Consider the following 18632-nt stretch of genomic DNA (forward strand, 5'->3'; position numbering starts at 1 on the left):
AGGTCGCCGAAACCGGGCGCAGGTCAAGCTCGGTCGAAGAGCGCCTTGCGGAAGGCCGGCGCCGCCTTCAGCGCCCCGCGCGGCCCCAGGACGGCTGCGGCCGAGGTCGCCGGCGACAGGATGCGCCAGGCCAGCCGCGCCACGTCGGCGGCAGTGACAGCATCGACCTCCGCGGCGATCTGTTCGGCCGTCAGGGTGTGGCCGAAGGTCAGGACGTGACCGGCCGCATGTTCAGATCGGCTGAGCGCGGACTCGCGGCCCATGAACAGTCCGCCCTTGAGTTGGGCCTTGGCGCGGCTGAGCTCGGCATCGCCGACGGGGGTGGTCATGCCCAGGATCTCGGCGGCGGCGACCTCCACCAGTTCAGCGGCGTCGCTGGCCGCGCAGCCGGCGAAGACGCCCAGGACACCGGTGTCGGCGTAGGTCTCGCAATAGGCGTCGATGGCGTAGGCCAGGCCCCGCTTCTCCCGGGCTTCCTGGAAAAGGCGGGAGGCCATGCCGCCCCCCAGCATCTCCGCCAGCAGGCGCAGGGCGAAGTAGTCGGCGTCGCGCACCCCGATCGCCGGCAGCAGGAGGACGACATTGGCCTGTTCAAGCTTGCGCGCGATTGCCTGGGTCCCGCCGACGAACGCAGCCGGCGCGGCCTCCCGCGCCAGAACCCCCGAGGGGGCCAGGCCACCGAAATCACGTTCGGCCAGGACCAGGAGGGCGTCTTCGTCGACCGCCCCGGCCGCGCTGATCACCAGGCTTTCCGGGCCGTACAGGGCGGCGCGCCAGGCGTCGAGGCTCTCCGGCGTCGTCGTGCCAATCGAGGCCTCGGAGCCCAGGATGGGCCGGCCCAGCGGTTGCCCGTTGAATGCGGCCGTCTGGGCGAGGTCGAAGACCAGGTCGTCGGGGGCGTCGGCCGCTTCCGCGATCTCCTGGGCCACGACCTGCTTTTCACGGGCGAGGTCGGCGGCGTCCATGGCCGGGCGTTGGATCAGGTCGGCTAGGACAGCCGAGCCGAGGTCGAGGCCGTGGCGCAGGGCGCGAATCTGGTAGCTGGTCCGCTCATAGCCGGTGGCGGCGTTGATGTTGCCGCCCTCGGCTTCGATCACTTCGACGATGGACTTGGCCGAGCGTCCGCCGGCGCCTTTGAAGACCATGTGCTCGAGCAGGTGGGACCAGCCCGAACGGGCCTCATCCTCGAAACGCGCGCCGCGCCCGGCGACCACGCTCAACGCCACGGTCTGCAGGCCGGGCATGGGGTCGCAGACAACCCGAACGCCGTTGGCAAGCGTGTGGACGCGCGGTCCAGCCAACCTCAGACGCCTGCGAAGGCGCGAAGGCGCGCCTTGATGTCGGCTGCGTCGGCCGGCGCCCGGTCGAACCGCTCCGGCCGAGCGGCGAGGTCGGCGACGCCGGCGGGCAAGGCCGGCGTACGGCCTGTGGCCGCAGCGACGTCTTCTGGGAACTTGGCGGGGTGCGCCGTGGACAGGACCACGATCGGCCCGGGCGCGCTGGTCCGCGGCAGGGCGGCCACGGCCACGGCGGTGTGGGGATCGATCAACTGGCCAGTCACCGCCAGCATGCCGGCGATGGTCGCCCGCGTGTCGTCCTCGCTGGTCGACAGGCCCTGGAAAGATGCTTGCATCATCTGCAGAGCCGCCGGCGGCACGTCGAGGCCGCCGGATTGGGCGAAGTTGTTGAAGGCGGCTTCCGTGGCGGCGGCGTCGCGGCCGGTCGCCTCGAAAAACAGGCGCTCAAAGTTGGACGCAGACTGGATGTCCATGGCCGGCGAGATCGTCGCCACGCCCGCGCCGCGCTCATAGCGGCCGGTGGAGAAGGCGCGCGCCAGGATGTCATTGGAATTGGTGGCGACAACGATGCGGCTGATCGGCAGCCCCATGGTCTTGGCGACATAGCCGGCGAAGGCGTCGCCGAAGTTGCCAGAGGGCACGCAGAAGCTCACCGGACGGTGCGGCGCGCCGAGCGCCACGGCGGTTGTGAAATAGTAGACAGCCTGGGCGGCGATCCGGGCGAAGTTGATCGAATTGACGCCGGACAGGTCCACGGCCTGGCGCAGATCGTCGTCGCGGAAGGCGTCCTTGACGATCGCCTGGCAGTCGTCGAAGTCGCCGGCCACGGCGACGCAGGCGATGTTATCCTCGACGGCCGCGGTCATGAACCTGCGCTGGACCTCGGAGATCCGCCCCTCGGGGAAAAGCGCCATGACCCGCACCGACTTGCGGCCGCGGAAGGCTTCAACAGCAGCGCCGCCGGTGTCGCCAGATGTCGCACAGAGAATGGTCTGCGTGCGGCCCTGGCGTTGCAGGATGTGGTCGTAGAGCCGGGCCAGAATTTGCATCGCCACGTCCTTGAAGGCGAGGCTGGGGCCGTGGAAGAGCTCGGCGATGAAAGCGTTCGGACCGATCTGCGTCAGCGGCACGACCGCCGGGTGGCGGAAGGTGGCGTAGGCTTCCTCGCACATGGCCAGCATGTCGGCCGGGGCGACCTCGTCGCCGGCGAAGGCGCCCAGGACGACAGCGGCGACCTGCGCATAGGGCCGACCGGCGAAGTTTGCGATCTCGTTGTGGGTGAAGACCGGCCAGGCCTGCGGGACATAGAGCCCGCCATCAGGGGCGAGACCCGCCAGAACGGCGTCGACGAAGCCCACCGAGGGCGAACGGCCACGGGTGGAGACGTAGCGCATGGACTTTAAGACTTCCGCCGACTGAAGAGGACGGCGGCATAGACGCCGACCAGGGCCGCGGCAAGGCCGAACCAGGTGAGCGCGTACTCGAGGTGCCTGTTGGCGATCTCCGCCGGGATCGGCGCAGGCGTCAAGGCGGCGAAGCCCGGATTGGTCTCCGTTTCCGCGAACAGGAATACGGGCGCCGCCGGCGCCGGCGCCTTCAGGCTCTCAGCCATCGCCACGGTGTTGCGGGCGTACCAGCGGCCCCTGGCGATATCGTCAGGCGCGGCGAAGGGGCTGGGCTTGTCCGGCCGCCGCAGCACGCCGGTCACCGCGACGGGCGTGCGGTCGGCTGGATCGACGGGCGGACGGGCCGAGACGGTGTCGGCGACGAAGCCGCGGTCGACCAGGATCGTCGGCATGGCCGCGACGCCCGTGGCGCAGGCTGAGATGAGACGCGAGCCGGCCTGACCGTCTCTGAGACCGTAAAGCTCCAGAAAGGGGGCAGCGCCGAGCCCGGGGCAGGTCGCCTGAACACGAACGAAGTCCATGTCGCCGCCCGTGGCCAGGACGGACGCCAGCGGTTGGGCGGGCACGGTCTGCAGGGCGGCGATCCGGGCGAGGAGCGCCTCCTTCCAAGCCAGCCGCTGGACCTGCCAGAAGCCCAGCGCGACCAGGATGGCGAAGGCGATCACGGTGGCGATCGTCAGCGCGACCGGCCGGCGGCGCGGTTCAGTCATCGCGGCGCGCCTCGGCGGCGTTGTTCATGAACTGGGCCGCCAGCATCACGCCCTTGAACGGCCGCAGGAGCGCCAAGCAGACCACAAGGGTCAGCGGCAGCCAGATCAGGAGCGTCGCCCAGACCGGCGGATGGACGGTGAATTCGGTGAAAAGCGCGCCGAACGCGCCGAAGAAGCCGCCGATCAGGATCACGAAGATCGCCGGGCCATCCCCAGAATCGGCCTTCGCCAGATCATAGGCGCAGGCCTCGCAGGCCGGTGCGACGGTAAGGAAGCCGGCGAACAGCCGGCCTCCCCCGCAGTTTGGACAGCGCCCGATAAGCCCCCGCAGCAGGGGGTTCGCCGGGAAAGGCGGGCGGATTGTCAGTGGCCGCCCGCGCCGCCGAAGATCACGTAGATGAAGGCGAAGAGGAACAGCCACACCACGTCGACGAAGTGCCAGTACCAGGCGGCCGCTTCGAAACCGAAGTGCTGCTTGGGCGTCATGCCCTTGCCCATCAGGCGCAGCAGGCAGATCGCCAGGAAGATGGTGCCGATCAGCACGTGGAAGCCGTGGAAGCCGGTCGCCATGAAGAAGGACGAGCCGTAGAGGCCGGAGTTCTCCGCGCCCTCGCCGCCGAAGAAGTACTTATGCTCGAGGATGTGGTGGTACTCGTAGGCCTGCACGCAGGTGAAGACGGCGCCCAGAATCACGGTGAGGATCAGGCCGATCTTGGCGGACCTGCGGTCGCCTTGCTGCAGCGCGTGGTGCGCCCAGGTCACGGTGGTGCCTGAGAGCAGCAGGATCAGGGTGTTGACCAAAGGCAGGTTCCAGGCCGGGACCAGTTCGACGCCATGCGGCGGCCAGGTTGCCCAGGCCAGCCGGACTTCTTCGATCGAGGAGAGCGTCCGATGGTGCTGGAACAGCGCCATCTCGAAGAAGACCCAGAACCAGGCCACGAAGAACATGACTTCCGAGGCGATGAACAGAATCATGCCGTAGCGGAGGCCGATGGAAACCACCGGGGTGTGATCACCCTGGTTGGCTTCCTTGGTCACATCACGCCACCAGCCAAACATGGTGTAGAGCACGCCGGCGAGGCCGAGCAGGAAGACCCACAGCGTATGCTGAGGCAGGCCGAACAGGCCCTTCATCCACACCACGCCGCCGATCGCCATGACAGTGGCGAAGAACGAGCCGGCTAGCGGCCAGGGGCTCGGATTGACCAGGTGGTAGTCATGTTTGACGCCTGCGGCCATTTCAGTCGTAACCCCTCAACTATCCCCACAACGGACGCGCGCCCGCAGGGGCGGCTGCGTCCAAGTTTGGGTGACGCTATAGCCCCGGGGCGGGTCCCCCGCCAAGTGGGAATGGGCGCTTGCGGCCCCGTCCGGACAAAGAACCGCCGGCGGACCCGCAAAGGTCCGCCGGCGGCTGGATTTCCGGCGTGGGCGGTCAGCTCAGCGCGGGCTGATCAAGGCCGAGGAGACCCAGCCGCGGTTGCCATTCTCGTCGTCGGCTTCCCACCAGATGCCGTTGCGCTGGCCGGTCGGATAGACGGCGTCGCCCGGGTTGAAGGTGCGGACCTGCTTGGCCGTCGGCGCCGGCGAGGCGCGCATGACGACGATCTGCGTCGCCTTGTAGGCCTGGATGCCGGCGTTCTGCGAGGCCTCGGCACCGGTCGGCGCGTTGCGTTGAAGATAGCCCACCAGGTCGATGAAGGCGTTGAAATAGGCCGCGGTGATGACCTTGCCGATTTCGGTGTTGGAATAGCCGCCGCCGGCGGCCGCGCCGAATCCGCCGGCGCCGTAGCCGCCGCCGCCGACGCCGAAGGAGATGTCGGTCTTCTTGGCCACGCCTTCAGCGACATAGAGTTGCTCGGTGGTGCGAGCGTCGACGAGGGTGATCAGGGCCTGGGCCTCAGCCTTCTTGGTGGAGAGGCCGCCGGCCAGGGCGCCGAAGCCGCCCAGGCGCGAACCGAGGGCGCCGGCCACGGCGCCCAAGGCGTTCCCGCCGGAGTTGGAATTGGAGTTGGCGATGTCGGGGACGATGAAGAAGTCTGCGCCGGCGATCTGGCCGCCGCCAATGTTGGAGCCCCGGCGCAGGCCGCCGGAGGAGGCCAGATCCTGCTCCTGGTTGCGCATCGCCAGGCCGGCGTTGCGATCGACGATGCGCAGGCAGCCCGAGCGGGCGGCGAACAGCTTCAGCAGGGCTTCTGGATTGGAGAGGCCAAGCTCGGTCCACCAGCGGTTTTCCGGCTCCTGCACGGCGGCGCGGCCCAGGGGCCGGTCGCAGCGCGGCAGTTCCGGCGTGGCGGCGTTCTTCGGCGGCTTCTTGTCCATCCCGTACTGGGCGGCGGCCGGCTGGGCCGCGAGCAGGAGGGTCGCCACGCCCATGGCGGCGCCGAGGAACTTATTGATGCGCATGTATGCCTCCCAGAATCCGACGCGCACGCTACGCGGCGGCGCCGTCACGTTCAACATTTGAAGATGAAGCTTCAGTCCGCCGGGGTGGCGAGCGGTTTGCCGGGGTGTGGGACGGCCGGGGCGGGAGCATCGACGGACCGGAAGAAGGTGTAGGAGAGCGTCACCTCGCTCTTGCCCTGGGTCTCGAAGTCATCGGCGTATTTCGGGTCGATGAAGTAGAGCACGGGCATGTCCACGCTCTGGCGCGCGCCGATTGTCTGGTCGGAGAAGCAGAAGCATTCGAGCTTCTGGAAATAGGCGCCGGCCTGTTCGGGCACGACGTTGAAGATCGCCCGGCCCGTCACCGGCTGGTCGGAATTGTTCGTCACCCGGAAGAGCGCGAGCTTGGTCTCGCCCAGCTTGACCGCCTGGGTCGTCTGCTCGGCGGTGAAGGCCCACGGCAGGTCGCGCGTGTTGACGTCGAAGCGGACGGTGACGGCCCGGTCGGCGACCGTCGTCGGCGCGGCGCTGGCCTTTCGCACCGTGCCGTCAAACCCCGTGGCCTGGCAGAAGGCGCGGTAGAGCGGCACGGAGGCGTAGGCCGCGCCGACCATAGCGAGGAAGCCTACGACGCAGACCGCGCCGAGCTTGCGATTGCGCCTGGCGGTCGCCGCCAGGGGGTCGGGTTCAGAAATGGGGGGCTGCGACACCGCTGGCGCCCATCTTCAGTACAGTGACCACAAAGACCAGGATGACGAAGACACCCAGGCCGAGAGCGATGGCGATGTTTCGGCCACGGCGTGCTTTCGCGAAGGCCTCGGGTTCATGTGTCGGGTCGCTCATGGCGGCTTCCTACTCCTTCGGCGGGGGTCAGACCAGCGTGGCGAAGACTTTTGCGCCCGCCAGCTGTTCGCCCAGCAGGGTGGCGAACAGCAGGGTGAGATAGAGGATCGAGAAGGCGAACAGGTTGCGCGCGTCCTTGGCCCCGGCGCGGACGTCATAGAGGCCGTCGTCGTTGCGCTCGCCGGTCTGCTCGCCGGCCTTGCTGCGGAACAGGCGGAAGGCCAGCAGCAGGAAGACCGCTGCGCCGAAGCTCGCGACCGCCAGGTAGGCCAGACCGCCCAGGCCAGTGAAGGCCGGCGCGATGCAGAGCGGGCAGAACAGCAGGGAATAGATCAGGATCTGCCGGCGGGTGTAGGGGGCGCCGCGCACGACGGGCAGCATCGGCACCCCGGCCTTCTTGTAGTCCTCGCTGGTGTAGAGCGAGAGCGCCCAGAAGTGCGGCGGGGTCCACATGAAGATGATGGCGCACAGCAGCCAGGCGTTCAGGGGCGTCGTTCCCGAAGCCGCCGCCCAGCCGATGACCGGAGGCAACGCGCCAGCCAGGCCGCCGATCACGATGTTCTGCGCCGTCGAGCGCTTCAGCCAGATCGTGTAGACGACGCCGTAGAAGAAGATGGTGAAAGCAAGCAGGCCGGCCGCCAGCCAGTTCAGCGCCATGCCCATCAGCATCACCGAGAACAACGACAGCACGACGCCCAGCGCCAGCGAGTCTGCGCCCTGAACCCGGCCGGCGGCGACCGGCCGCGAGCGGGTGCGGCGCATCTGCCGGTCGATGTCGGCGTCGTACCACATGTTCAGCGCGGCCGAGGCGCCTGCGCCCACGGCGATGCAGAGGATGGCGATGGCGCCGAGGATCGGATTGATCGGCGTCCTCGCGCAGACCAGGCCCGTGAGGCCGGTGAAGATCACCAGCGACATGACGCGCGGCTTCATCAGCTGCAGGAAATCCTGCCAGCGGGCGGGGGCGACGACGTCAGGGGCGGTCTCGAGGGCAGGGGTCATGCTCACCAGCATACTCCTTTGAGCCGGACGTGGCGGAAGTTCGCGGCCAAGCTCGATTTCCAAAAGGATGGGGGCGCGGACTGATCAGCCCGCGCCCCCTTGCTCGTCTTGCGGTCGGCGTCCTCGCGGTCGCCTGCCGCCCTAGTGCGCGTCTGGCTTGATGACCGGCAGTTCGTTGAACTGGTGGAACGGCGGCGGCGAGGACAGGGTCCACTCCAGAGTCGTTGCGCCCTCACCCCACGGATTGGCTTCGGCCTTCCGGCGGAAGATCATCGCGTCGAGCAACAACACCAGGAACACCATCACGCCCACCAGAGTAATCGCATAACCGATCGAAGAGACGTGGTTCCAGTAGGTGAAGGCTTCCGGGTAGTCGACGTAACGGCGCGGCATCCCCTGGAGGCCCAGGAAGTGTTGCGGGAAGAAGATCAGGTTCACGCCGACGAAGGTGATCCAGAAGTGCAGAGCGCCCAGCCATTCGCGGTACTTCACGCCGAAGATCTTTTCGAACCAGTAGTAGAAGCCGGCGAAGATCGCGAACACGGCGCCCAGGCTGAGCACATAGTGGAAGTGGGCGACCACATAGTAGGTGTCGTGCAGGCTGTAATCGATGCCGGCGTTCGATAGCACCACGCCGGTCACGCCGCCGACGGTGAACAGGAAGATGAAGCCGATCGCCCACAGCATCGGCGTCTTGAAGTCGATGGAGCCGCCCCACATGGTGGCGATCCAGCTGAACACCTTCACCCCCGTCGGCACCGCGATGACCATGGTGGCCGCCACGAAGTAGGCGCGCAGATTGATGTTCATGCCGACGGTGTACATGTGGTGGGCCCACACGACGAAGCCGATGAAGCCGATCGCGACCATGGCGTAGGCCATGGCGAGGTAGCCGAACACCGGCTTGCGGCTGAAGGTCGAGACGATGTGGCTGACGATACCGAAGCCGGGCAGGATGAGGATGTACACTTCCGGGTGACCGAAGAACCAGAACAGGTGCTGGAACATCACGGGATCGCCGCCGCCGGCAGGATCGAAGAAGTGGGTGTGGAAGTTGCGGTCGGTCAGCAACATGGTGATCGCGCCGGCCAGGACGGGCAGCGAGAGCAGCAGCAGGAACACCGTCACCAGCACCGACCACACAAACAGCGGCATCTTGTGCAGGGTCATGCCCGGCGCCCGCATGTTGAAGATGGTGGTGATGAAGTTGATGGCGCCGAGGATCGAGCTAGCGCCGGCCAGGTGAAGCGATAGGATCGCGCAGTCCATGGCCGGACCGGTGTGGCCAGACGTCGAGAGCGGCGGATAGGCCGTCCAGCCGCCGCCGAAGCCCTTGCCGGGGCCGCCGTCGACACACATCGAGGTGAGCAGCATCACCCAGGCGGCGACGAGCAGCCAGAAGGAGATATTGTTCATCCGCGGGAAGGCCATGTCCGGCGCGCCGATCATCAGCGGGACGAACCAGTTGCCGAACCCGCCGATCATGGCCGGCATGACCATGAAGAAGATCATGATCAGGGCGTGGGCGGTGACCACCGCGTTATAGCCATGCTTGGACGGTTCGATCAGGCCCGTCTGGGCCAGGAACGAGCCGGCCTTGAACACCTGGATCCCCGGTTCAGCCAGTTCCCAGCGGATCAGACCCGACAGAGCGCCGCCGACCAGGCCCGCCATGATGGCGAACAGCAGGTAGAGCGTGCCGATATCCTTGTGGTTCGTGGAGAAGAACCAGCGGGTGAAGAACCCGGGCTTGTGGTCGTGATCGTCATGATGATGACCATCAGCGGAATGTTCGTGCGGGGCGGCGATAGCCATCTTACGCGATCCTAATATCAGTGCGCCGGCTGCGCAGCGGGCGCAGCGGACGTGGGAGCAGGAGTGGCGGGCGCGGGCGCAGCCGGATTTTCCGGCGCGATCGCAGCGGCAGGCGTCGCCAAGGCGCCGGCGTCAGCCGCCGCGGCGGGCGAGACCGGGGCAGGCGTAGCCGAGGCGCCAGCGGGATCGCCGCCCTTGCTGAGCACCCAAGCGTCGAAGTCGGCCTGGGAGACGACGCGCACTTCGATCGGCATGTAGGCGTGGTCGACGCCGCAGAGCTCGCGGCACTGGCCGTAATAGGTGCCGATGCGCTCGGCCTTGAACCAGGTTTCATTCACTCGGCCGGGGACGGCGTCGGTGATGATGCCGAAGGAGGGCACGGCGAAGGCGTGGATCACATCGGCGCCGGTGACCAGAACGCGGACGACCTTGTTCACCGGAACCACCAGGGCTTCGGTCGAGGCGAGGAGGTACGGCTTGCCGGCGGCCTTGGCCTGGTCTTCCGGCAGGACGTTGGCGATGATTTCCGGGACCTTCTGGTCGGGGAGTTCATAGCCCCAGTACCACTGGTAGCCAGTCGCCTTCACCGTGAGGTCCGGCTTGGGCATGTTGTGATAGGCGAAGAGCAGCCGGAACGAGAAGATCGCAATGACCATCAAGATCAGCACCGGGATCAGGGTCCAGGCGATTTCAAGCTTGGTGTTGTGGCTCCAGCGGGCGGGAACCGGATTGGCCCGCTTGTTGAAGCGGAAGACGCAGATGCACAGGAGGACCGCGACGAACACCACGATGGCCGTGATGATCGGCATCAGGATCACATTGTGGAAGAAGATCGCCTCGTGCCGCAGCGGCGAAACGCCCGGCTGCAGGTCGATGGCCCGGTCGGTCGGCTGGCCGATGTTGTCCGCGGCCCACGCGCTGGCGCCCCAGAACGCAAACTGAGCGCCCATGGCGACACCCGCCATCCGCGCTCGCATCCCCTGAAAGCTAGACTTCATGTCCCCTCGGTCTGGTTGGCCGGCCGCGTCTCGCGAAACTTACGATCGCCCCCGCCGACTGCATATGAAGGACGAAAGCTGGACGCCTACGCCTGACCCTGCCCTTCAGCGCGCGTGCATACGCGCAACCTGAAAGCTTGCCAAGGCGCTTGCAGGGGCTGGGAGGCCATTGCCCTCATGCCGCCTCCTGCCGCATTTCATTCGCTCAAACCGCGATCACTCGCCACCTGCGAGCGGCTCGCAAGCTGGAGGGGCCCATGCGCCTGACCACCGACGACGAGGAGGCCATTCGTGCGGAATTCCGCAAGGCGGTGAACATGAGCGCCGCCGAGATCAAGGGGTGGCTGACCACCGACGAGAGCAAGAAGGTCGGCATGACGCGCCGCGGCGAGACCGAGTCCGTGGGACGGCAATCCGCCCGCAGGATCATCGCCATCCTGGACAAGACCGTCCCGGAGTTCGAGGACGTGGACTACGCCCACATGAGAAAGGTCGTCGGCTATTGCCGCCGCCATCTGGCGCAGCGGCCGGCTGGGGAGACTCGCGACACCCGCTGGCGCTGGTCGCTCATGAACTGGGGACACGACCCGCTGAAACGCGACTGAACGGCGGACTTCAGAGACGGGCGCGCACGTCGGCGGCCGCCGCCTCCGCGCCCTCGACCAGCAGGAAGCCGGGAACCCGCCATTTGGCGCCATTGCGGATGGAGAGCTCGAAGAAGGGCTGCGGGAACGGCGGGAGCTTCGCCGCACCGACGGCCTCGATTTCGGAGAGCGCGAAGCTGCGCACCCAGGGGGCGACGAAGATCAGTCGGCCGCCCTCTATATAAAGTCCGCGAAAATCGTGAAGGAAGCCCGAGGCGCCCAGCCCCGCCCAGGCGCGCAACAGGCGCGCCGAGACGATCCAAACCACGATGAAGCCGATCAGGAACAGGCTGAGGGCGCCTGACAGCCCCATGGCCACGAACTGCGCCGTAAACAGGGCCAGCACGCCGAAGTAAGCTAAGCCCGCGACCACCAGCAGCGCAGCGGGGGCGGACTTCAGTTTTGAGATGGTCGTCATGGGTTTCCATTAAGCGCGCAGGTGACGGACGCGCGGCTTCTTCCTATCTTGCAGGGATGAACGCCATCTCGCCCGCCCAATCTACCCTAGAATCCGGCATCCTCGAATCCTGCGGGGTCGACTCCGCCCGCGCCCGCGACATCCTGGGCGAAGCCCTCGCCGGCGCCGATGACGGCGAACTGTTCATCGAACGCTCCGAGAGCGAATCCTTCGTCTTCGACGACGGCCGGCTGAAATCCGCCGCCTATGACGCGACCGAGGGCTTTGGCCTGAGGGTGGTGGCGGGAGAGACCGCCGGCTACGCCCACTCGGGGGAAATCTCGGAGGCGGCCCTGAAGCGGGCCGCCAGTTCCGCGGTCCTGGCCAAGCGTGGCTATTCAGGCGTCGCCGCCGAAGGCCCGCGCGCCACCAACACCCGGCTCTACGGCGAGGATGATCCGCTGGCCTCGCCAGGTTTCTCCGACAAGGTCGCTCTGCTCCAGGAGATCGACGCGTGGGCCCGCGCCCGCGATCCGCGGATCGTCCAGGTGATGGCCTCCTTGGCCGGCGAGCGGCGGATCGTCGAGATTCTGCGCGCCGACGGCCGATTGATCCGCGATGTCCGCCCCCTCGCGCGCATCAATGTTCAGCTCACGGTCGAACGCGATGGCCGCCGCGAGAATGGGTACACGGGCTCCGGGGGCCGCGCCGGCTTTGAAGCCTGGATCACTGAAGACAACTGGAAGGACGCGGTCGAGGAATCGCTCCGCCAGGCGCTGGTGAACCTTGAGGCCGTGCCCTGCCCGGCCGGCGAGATGGACGTGGTGATCGGCCCCGGCTGGAACGGCGTGTTGCTGCACGAAGCCGTCGGCCATGGCCTGGAGGGCGACTTCAACCGCAAGGGCACCTCGGCCTTCTCCGGCCGCATCGGCGAACGGGTGGCCGCCCCCGGTGTCACCGTCTTTGACGACGGCGCGATCGCTGGCCGCCGCGGTTCGCTGACCGTCGACGACGAAGGCACGCCGACCGAGCGCACCGTCCTCATCGAGGACGGCATCCTCGTCGGCTATATGCACGATCGGATGAGCGCGCGCCTGATGGGCCTGGCCCCCACGGGCAACGGCCGCCGCCAATCCTATGCGCACATGCCCATGCCGCGGATGACCAACACCGGCATGCTGGGCGGCGACGTTCCCCGCGCCGAGATGATCGCTTCGACCAAGCACGGCCTCTATTGCGCCAGCTTCGGCGGCGGCCAGGTGGACATCACCAACGGTAAGTTCGTCTTCCAGTGCACCGAGGCCTACCTCATTGAGGATGGCAAGGTGACGACACCGGTGAAGGGTGCGACCCTGATCGGCGACGGCCCCACGGCGCTGACTCGCGTCACCATGATCGGCGACGACTTCTGCTTCGATCCCGGCATCGGCGTCTGCGGCAAGTCCGGCCAGGGCGTGCCGGTGGGCGTCGGCCAGCCGTCGCTGAAGCTGACCGGCCTGACGGTGGGCGGCACGAGCCTCTAAAGGGGCCAAGCGGGCGGTGATTTAATCAAGCTTACCGGCTTGTAACTGGCGTATCGGCGGTCTCTCGCGCACCCCTGGCGGCGGGAGACTGTTGCGCATGCCGCTTATTCCACTCTACGCCCCGCCACCGGCGCCGGTGGTCGCCGCGCCGCAGACGGGGTTGATCGCCTACCCCCCGGTGTTCTTCGCCAGTTCCGGCGCCGCCAACGCCTTTGAGATGCTGCTGCGGCTGCCCGGCTTCGTCATCGACGGCGGCGAGCAGGTGCGCGGCTTCGGCGGTGCGGCGGGCAATGTGCTGATCGATGGCCGCAGGCCCTCCACCAAGAGCGACGACATAGAGGAGGTGCTGCGCCGCATTCCGGCGGGCAAGGTCGAGCGGGTGGAGCTGATCCGCGGCGGCGCGCCGGGCGTCGACATGCAGGGCAAGTCGGTGGTGGTGAACGTGGTGCGCAAGGCCGGCGGCGGACGACGCGGCCTGGTGGCCATGGCCAACGGCGTGGTCGTGAAGGACGGCCGGTCGATCCCGAGCTATCGCCTGGAAGCGTCCGGCGACCAGGATGGCCGCACCTGGGAAGCGAGCCTGCGCCAAGGGCGCGGCATCGACGACGGCGCGGGCGGCGGGCCCGGCGTGCGGACCGATGCCGCAGGTCGCGTGCTGAGCCGGTCCGACATCCGCTCTCAGGGGGATGGCTGGCAGACCACAGCCACAGCCGCCTATGAGCTGCCCGTCGCGGGCGGCCGGTTCCGGATCAATGGGCGACTGTTCACGGATCGCTTCCGTACCGACGAAACGCAGACCTTCACTGTTCCGACAGCGGGATTCCAGCAGTCGCGCTCACGCTCGCCGGAAACCGAGGCCGAACTCGGCGGCCGCTTTGTCCGAAGCGTCGGGTCGAAGTCTGAGATTGAGCTTATCGGCCTGCGCCAGACCGAGGACGAGGCTTATCGAGAAAGCTTCGCCCCGCCGGTGGGTCCGAGCTCGGAGTTCGGGGTCCAGCAGCGGTCATCGGAAAGCGTCGGCCGGGTCATCCTGCGCGTCCGGCGTTCCGAGCAGCTGTCCTGGGAGGCCGGCGGCGAGGCGGCGCTTAACAAGCTCAATTCCGCCACCCGGTTCTCAGAGAACGGCGCGGCGATTCCGCTGCCAGCGGCCGACGTCCAGGTGCGGGAAAAGCGCGCCGAGGCCTTTGTCAACGTCACCTGGCGGCCCTCGCCGAAGTTCCAGGTGGAGGGTTCGCTGAAGCAGGAGGCCTCGAAGATCAGTTCGGACGGCGATGTGGCGCTGGCTAAGGCGCTGGCCTTCACCAAGCCCCGCCTGGCGGTCAGCTGGACGCCGAAGGACGGCTCCCAGGTGCGCCTACGGTTGGAGCGGATCGTCGGCCAACTGGACTTCGACGCCTTCGTCGCCGAGGCCGCGCTGAACCAGGGGCAGGTCACGGCCGGCAACCCGGACCTGAACCCGGAGACCGCCTGGGTGGCGGAGGCCGCCTTCGAGCGCCGCCTGAGTTGGGGCGCGACGGGAGTCGTCACCCTGCGCCACTTCCGGCTGAGCAATGTCGTCGATGTCGGTCCGGTGTTCAGTGGTGACGGCTCGGTCTTCGACAATCCGGCGAACATCGGGCCCGGGACCAAGGCGGAGCTTCAGGCGACGATCACCCTGCCCTTCGACCGCCTGCCGATCCGCATCCTGCGGGTGAAGGGCGCGCAGTTGCGGGGCGACACGACCTGGCGGCGCTCGCGCGTCACTGATCCCACCACCGGCGAGATGCGCACCATCTCCGGGCTGCGGCACCTGGAGTGGGAGGCCCACTTCACCCACGACCTGCCGCAGTGGAAACTGACCTGGGGCGTCGACGCCTTCGGCGCCTGGCGCGAGGCCTATTTCAGGTCGAGCAATAAGGAGCTGGTGAAGCTTCGCACCTATGTCACCGGCTTTGTCGAATACCGGCCGAAGCCCAACCTGCAGTTGCGCGCCGAACTGCAGAATGCGACGTCGCGCGGCCTGCGGGTCACCCGCTATCTCTACGACGGCCCGCGTGGCGCAGCCCCGCTGGCGGCCATCAACGACCGCCACCTGCAGTTCGGACCGATGGTCTGGTTCCGGGTACGGCGCACCTTTGGCTAGTGGGCGTCGTCCCAGTTGGCGGCGGCGCGGGCTTCGACAATCAGGGGCACGCTGAGCGCCACCGCCGGTTCGGCCGCGCGCTCCATGACCGCCTTGGCGACGGCGATCAGACTTTCGGCCTCGGCCTCAGGCGCCTCGAACACCAGTTCGTCGTGCACCTGCAGCAGCATGCGGCCCTTCAGTCCTGCGTCGAGCAGGGCCTGGGGCATGCGCGCCATGGCGCGGCGGATCACGTCCGCGGCCGCCCCCTGGATCGGGGCGTTGATGGCGGCGCGGTCGGCGAAGCTGCGCTCGGCCTGGCTCTTGCCGCGGACGGCGGGGATGTGGATTTTCCGGCCGAAGATGGTGGTGACGAAGGCTTCGGCGCGGACCTGCTGCTGCATCCGCTCCATGTAGGTCTTGATGCCGGGGAAGCGCTCAAAATAGGTGCGGATATACGCCCCCGCCTCGTCCCGCGGGATCGACAGCTGGTTGGCCAGGCCGAAGGCCGAGATCCCGTAGACGATGCCGAAGTTGATCGCCTTGGCGCGCCGCCGCGTCTCCGCGGGCATGCCTTCGACCGGCACGCCGAACATCTCCGACGCCGTCATGGCGTGGATGTCCAGGCCCTCGGCGAAGGCGCGCTTCAGCTGCGGGATGTCGCCGATGTGGGCGAGCAGGCGCAGCTCGATCTGGCTATAGTCTGCGCTGATCAGCACATGACCCGGTTCGGCGATGAAGGCCTTGCGGATCTTGCGGCCTTCCTCGGTGCGGATCGGGATGTTCTGCAGGTTCGGATCGGTGGAGGCGAGACGGCCCGTGGAGGCCGCCGCCATGGAGTAGGAGGTGTGGACCCGGCCGGTCTTCGGGTCGATGGCGGCCACGAGGTTGTCCGTATAGGTGCCCTTCAGCTTCGACAGCTGGCGCCAGTCCAGGAGCGTGCGAGGCAGGGCGTGACCCTGGGCGGCGAGATCCTCCAGCACCGAGGCGTCGGTCGAGACCGCGCCGCCGCCGGTGGTCTTGCCGGTCGACAGGCCCATCTCCTTGTAGAGCACGTCGCCGATCTGTTTCGGGCTGCCCAGGTTGAAGGCGCGGCCAGCCAAGGCGTGAGCCTGGACCTCCAGCTCGGCCATGCGCACGGCGAAATCGTTGGAGAGCTCCCGCAGACGCTCAGGATCGACCTTGACGCCCGCTAGCTCCATCTTGGCCAGCACCGCCGGCAAAGGGCGCTCGAGGGTCTCGTAGACCGTGGCCATCCGCTCGTGGACCAGGCGAGGCCGCAGATGCTCGTAGAGCCGTAGCGTCACATCGGCGTCCTCCGCCGCGTAGCAGGTCGCCGGCTGAAGCTCGATGTGCTTGAAACTCTTCTGCGTCTTGCCCGAGCCGGCGACGTGTTTGAAGGCGATCGGCTCATGGCCCAGCCACAACTTGGACAACTCGTCCATGCCGTGGCCGTGCAAGCCGCCTTCCAGGACGTAGCTCAGGAGCATGGTGTCCTCGATGGGAAACACCTCGATCCCGTAGCGGGATAGGACCGCCATGTCGTACTTGGCGTTCTGCGCCACCTTGAGGACGCCGGGGTCCTCGAGCAACGGCTTCAGGCGTGCGATCACCATCTCCAGCGGCAGCTGGTTGAAGTCGCCCTCCCCGTCCAGCATCAGGCCGCCGGCCTGTTCGGAACAGTGGCCGACGGGGATGTAGCAGGCCTCGCCGGGCGCCGTAGCCAGGGACACGCCGCAAAGCCCAGCGCTGGACGAGGACAAGGCGTCGGTCTCGGTGTCGAAGGCGATCAGGCCGACGGACTTGGCCTTGGCGATCCAAGCGTCCAGCGTCGCCTCGTCACGCACGCAGACGTAGGCGTTGACGTCGATGGCGCCGTGTTGCGGCGCGCTGGGCGCCTTGACGTCCGGCGCGGCCGTCGTGGCCGGTCCGCCCCCGGCGAAGGCGTCTTGGACGCGCCGCGTCAGGGTGCGGAACTCCATCAATTCCAGGAAGTCGACAAGGGTCTTTGGGTCCGGCTCCTCGACACCCAGCTCGTCGATCGGGCACGGCAGCGGCGTATCGCAGTCGAGCTTCACGAGTTCGCGCGACATGCGGATCTGGGCGGCGTACTCGATCAACGTCTCGCGGCGCTTCTGCTGCTTCACCTCGCCGGCGCGGGCCAACACGCTGTCGAGATCGCCATATTCGGTGATGAGGGCGGCGGCGGTCTTGATGCCGATGCCTGGCGCGCCCGGGACGTTATCGACGCTGTCGCCGCAGAGCGCCTGGACGTCGACCACCTTGTCCGGCGTCACGCCGAACTTCTCAAACACCTCGGCGGGGCCGATGCGCAGGTTCTTCATGGTGTCCAGCATCGAGACCTTGTCGTCGACGAGTTGCATCAGATCCTTGTCGGACGAGACGATCACCACCTCACCGCCGAGGTCGCGGACCTTGCAGGCGTAGGCCGCGATCAGGTCGTCGGCCTCGTAGCCGGCCAGCTCGATGCAGGGCACGCCAAAGGCCCGCGTCGCCTCGCGCACCAGGGCGAACTGCGGGATCAGGTCTTCCGGCGGCGGCGGGCGGTGGGCCTTGTATTGGTCGTAGATCTTGTTGCGGAAAGTCTTCTCGGAATGGTCGAAGATCACCGCCAGGTGGGTCGGCGCGTCATCCGCCGCCTTCATATCGGCCAGCAGCTTCCAGATCATGTTGGAGAAGCCGGCGACCGCGCCCACCGGGGTTCCGTCGCTCTTGCGGGTGAGCGGCGGCAGGGCGTGGTAGGCGCGGAACAGGTAGCCCGAGCCATCCACCAGATAGAGCCGCATCGCCGGGCCGTCCTGGGTCGGCTCGCGCGGGAGATCAGGCAGGGGGGCTTCGAGGATGTCGGTCATGGGCGAAAGATAGGATGAGCGCTCCAGGACGTCATCCGCGGATATGAATTATATCCGGGTATAATTGACAGCATATGCCCGACGCGGCATTAGAGCGCTCATGACCGACACCCTGACCCTTTTCGAAGGCCGCGTGCGTCTGCGCACCGGCCCTCTGCATGAAATCGCCCTGGCCGCCCTGGAGGCGCAGACCCGCACGGGCCAGGCGCAGATCTTCGTCTTCGACGACGTCACCGGCAGCGCCATCGACCTTGATCTGTCCGGCGCCGCCCAGGCGGTCGTCGATCGCTACGGTCCAGAGCCGAAAGGCCGCGGGCGACCGAAGCTGGGCGTCGCCGCGCGCGAGGTGACCCTGCTGCCCCGGCACTGGGAGTGGCTCGCGACGCAACCAGGCGGCGCCTCGGTCACCCTGCGCAAGCTGGTGGAGCAAGCGCGCCGCGACGACACAGGCCAGCGCCGCGCCAGGCTGGACGCCGCCTATCGCTTCGGATCAGCCATGGCCGGAGATCTTGCAGGGTTCGAGGACGCCGTGCGCGCGCTCTACGCCGGCGACCGTGAAGGGTTCGACGCGCGGATCGCGGCCTGGCCGGCCGATGTCGCCGGCCACATGCGGCGGCTCGCCTACGGCGACTGAAAC

17 protein-coding genes are annotated in these 18632 nt (G+C 67.6%); 4 read left to right on the top strand and 13 right to left on the bottom strand.

Annotated elements, in window-relative coordinates:
- Positions 1-23: 23 nt before the first annotated feature.
- The 11 genes from BN1313_RS00275 to coxB form a co-directional block, all read right to left on the bottom strand.
- Positions 24-1244: a M16 family metallopeptidase gene (locus BN1313_RS00275; protein ID WP_091734938.1), complete on the bottom strand. Its 1221-nt coding sequence runs from the start codon at positions 1242-1244 to the stop codon at positions 24-26.
- 59 nt (positions 1245-1303) lie between these two features.
- Positions 1304-2692, bottom strand: a complete 1389-nt coding sequence (gene thrC / locus BN1313_RS00280) for a threonine synthase (RefSeq protein WP_091734940.1) — start codon at positions 2690-2692, stop codon at positions 1304-1306.
- Between the two features lie 5 nt (positions 2693-2697).
- Positions 2698-3414: an SURF1 family protein gene (locus BN1313_RS00285; RefSeq protein WP_091734943.1), complete on the bottom strand. Its 717-nt coding sequence runs from the start codon at positions 3412-3414 to the stop codon at positions 2698-2700.
- On the bottom strand, positions 3407-3835 hold the full coding sequence (locus tag BN1313_RS00290; protein WP_342666744.1) for a DUF983 domain-containing protein: 429 nt from the start codon (positions 3833-3835) through the stop codon (positions 3407-3409). The genes BN1313_RS00285 and BN1313_RS00290 overlap by 8 nt, the downstream gene beginning before the upstream one ends.
- Positions 3778-4653 (bottom strand): cytochrome c oxidase subunit 3, encoded by an 876-nt coding sequence (locus tag BN1313_RS00295; RefSeq protein WP_091734946.1) that lies wholly within the window; start codon positions 4651-4653, stop codon positions 3778-3780. The genes BN1313_RS00290 and BN1313_RS00295 overlap by 58 nt, the downstream gene beginning before the upstream one ends.
- 201 nt (positions 4654-4854) lie before the next feature.
- Positions 4855-5820 (bottom strand): CsgG/HfaB family protein, encoded by a 966-nt coding sequence (locus BN1313_RS00300; protein WP_141653049.1) that lies wholly within the window; start codon positions 5818-5820, stop codon positions 4855-4857.
- A gap of 71 nt (positions 5821-5891) precedes the next feature.
- On the bottom strand, positions 5892-6509 hold the full coding sequence (locus tag BN1313_RS00305) for a cytochrome c oxidase assembly protein (protein ID WP_281176445.1): 618 nt from the start codon (positions 6507-6509) through the stop codon (positions 5892-5894).
- Positions 6487-6642 (bottom strand): hypothetical protein, encoded by a 156-nt coding sequence (locus tag BN1313_RS16425; protein WP_091734954.1) that lies wholly within the window; start codon positions 6640-6642, stop codon positions 6487-6489. Before BN1313_RS16425 ends, BN1313_RS00305 begins: the two co-directional genes overlap by 23 nt.
- A gap of 27 nt (positions 6643-6669) precedes the next feature.
- Positions 6670-7656 (bottom strand): heme o synthase, encoded by a 987-nt coding sequence (gene cyoE / locus BN1313_RS00315; protein ID WP_091734957.1) that lies wholly within the window; start codon positions 7654-7656, stop codon positions 6670-6672.
- 129 nt (positions 7657-7785) lie between these two features.
- Complete coding sequence (gene ctaD, locus BN1313_RS00320; RefSeq protein ID WP_091734961.1) at positions 7786-9459, bottom strand: cytochrome c oxidase subunit I; 1674 nt, start codon at positions 9457-9459, stop codon at positions 7786-7788.
- A gap of 17 nt (positions 9460-9476) precedes the next feature.
- Positions 9477-10457 carry a cytochrome c oxidase subunit II gene (coxB, locus tag BN1313_RS00325; RefSeq protein WP_091734965.1) on the bottom strand — a complete coding sequence of 327 codons (981 nt, stop codon included), beginning with the start codon at positions 10455-10457 and terminating at the stop codon, positions 9477-9479.
- A gap of 257 nt (positions 10458-10714) precedes the next feature.
- On the opposite strand from coxB, the gene BN1313_RS00330 reads away from it, so the two are divergent.
- Positions 10715-11062 (top strand): DUF3140 domain-containing protein, encoded by a 348-nt coding sequence (locus tag BN1313_RS00330; RefSeq protein ID WP_091734968.1) that lies wholly within the window; start codon positions 10715-10717, stop codon positions 11060-11062.
- Between the two features lie 10 nt (positions 11063-11072).
- Here the strand turns inward: BN1313_RS00330 and BN1313_RS00335 are convergent, their stop codons facing one another.
- Positions 11073-11519, bottom strand: coding sequence for a hypothetical protein (locus tag BN1313_RS00335; RefSeq protein WP_091734988.1), 447 nt, complete (start codon positions 11517-11519; stop codon positions 11073-11075).
- A gap of 56 nt (positions 11520-11575) precedes the next feature.
- Between BN1313_RS00335 and tldD the strand changes: the two genes are divergently transcribed.
- Both tldD and BN1313_RS00345 read left to right on the top strand, forming a co-directional pair.
- On the top strand, positions 11576-13021 hold the full coding sequence (gene tldD, locus BN1313_RS00340; RefSeq protein ID WP_091734991.1) for a metalloprotease TldD: 1446 nt from the start codon (positions 11576-11578) through the stop codon (positions 13019-13021).
- 97 nt (positions 13022-13118) lie between these two features.
- The gene (locus BN1313_RS00345; protein WP_091734993.1) at positions 13119-15143 is read left to right on the top strand and encodes a TonB-dependent receptor plug domain-containing protein; all 2025 of its coding nucleotides are present in this window, start codon (positions 13119-13121) and stop codon (positions 15141-15143) included.
- Here BN1313_RS00345 and polA read toward each other — a convergent pair.
- Positions 15140-17995: a DNA polymerase I gene (gene polA / locus BN1313_RS00350; RefSeq protein WP_091734996.1), complete on the bottom strand. Its 2856-nt coding sequence runs from the start codon at positions 17993-17995 to the stop codon at positions 15140-15142. The genes BN1313_RS00345 and polA overlap by 4 nt on opposite strands.
- Before the next feature lie 100 nt (positions 17996-18095).
- Here polA and BN1313_RS00355 point away from each other — a divergent pair, with 100 nt between their 5' ends.
- Positions 18096-18629, top strand: a complete 534-nt coding sequence (locus BN1313_RS00355) for a DUF2239 family protein (protein WP_091734999.1) — start codon at positions 18096-18098, stop codon at positions 18627-18629.
- The last annotated feature ends 3 nt before the right edge of the window (positions 18630-18632 follow it).

Origin of the sequence: Phenylobacterium immobile (ATCC 35973) (assembly GCF_001375595.1) — a bacterium.
GTDB lineage: Bacteria > Pseudomonadota > Alphaproteobacteria > Caulobacterales > Caulobacteraceae > Phenylobacterium > Phenylobacterium immobile.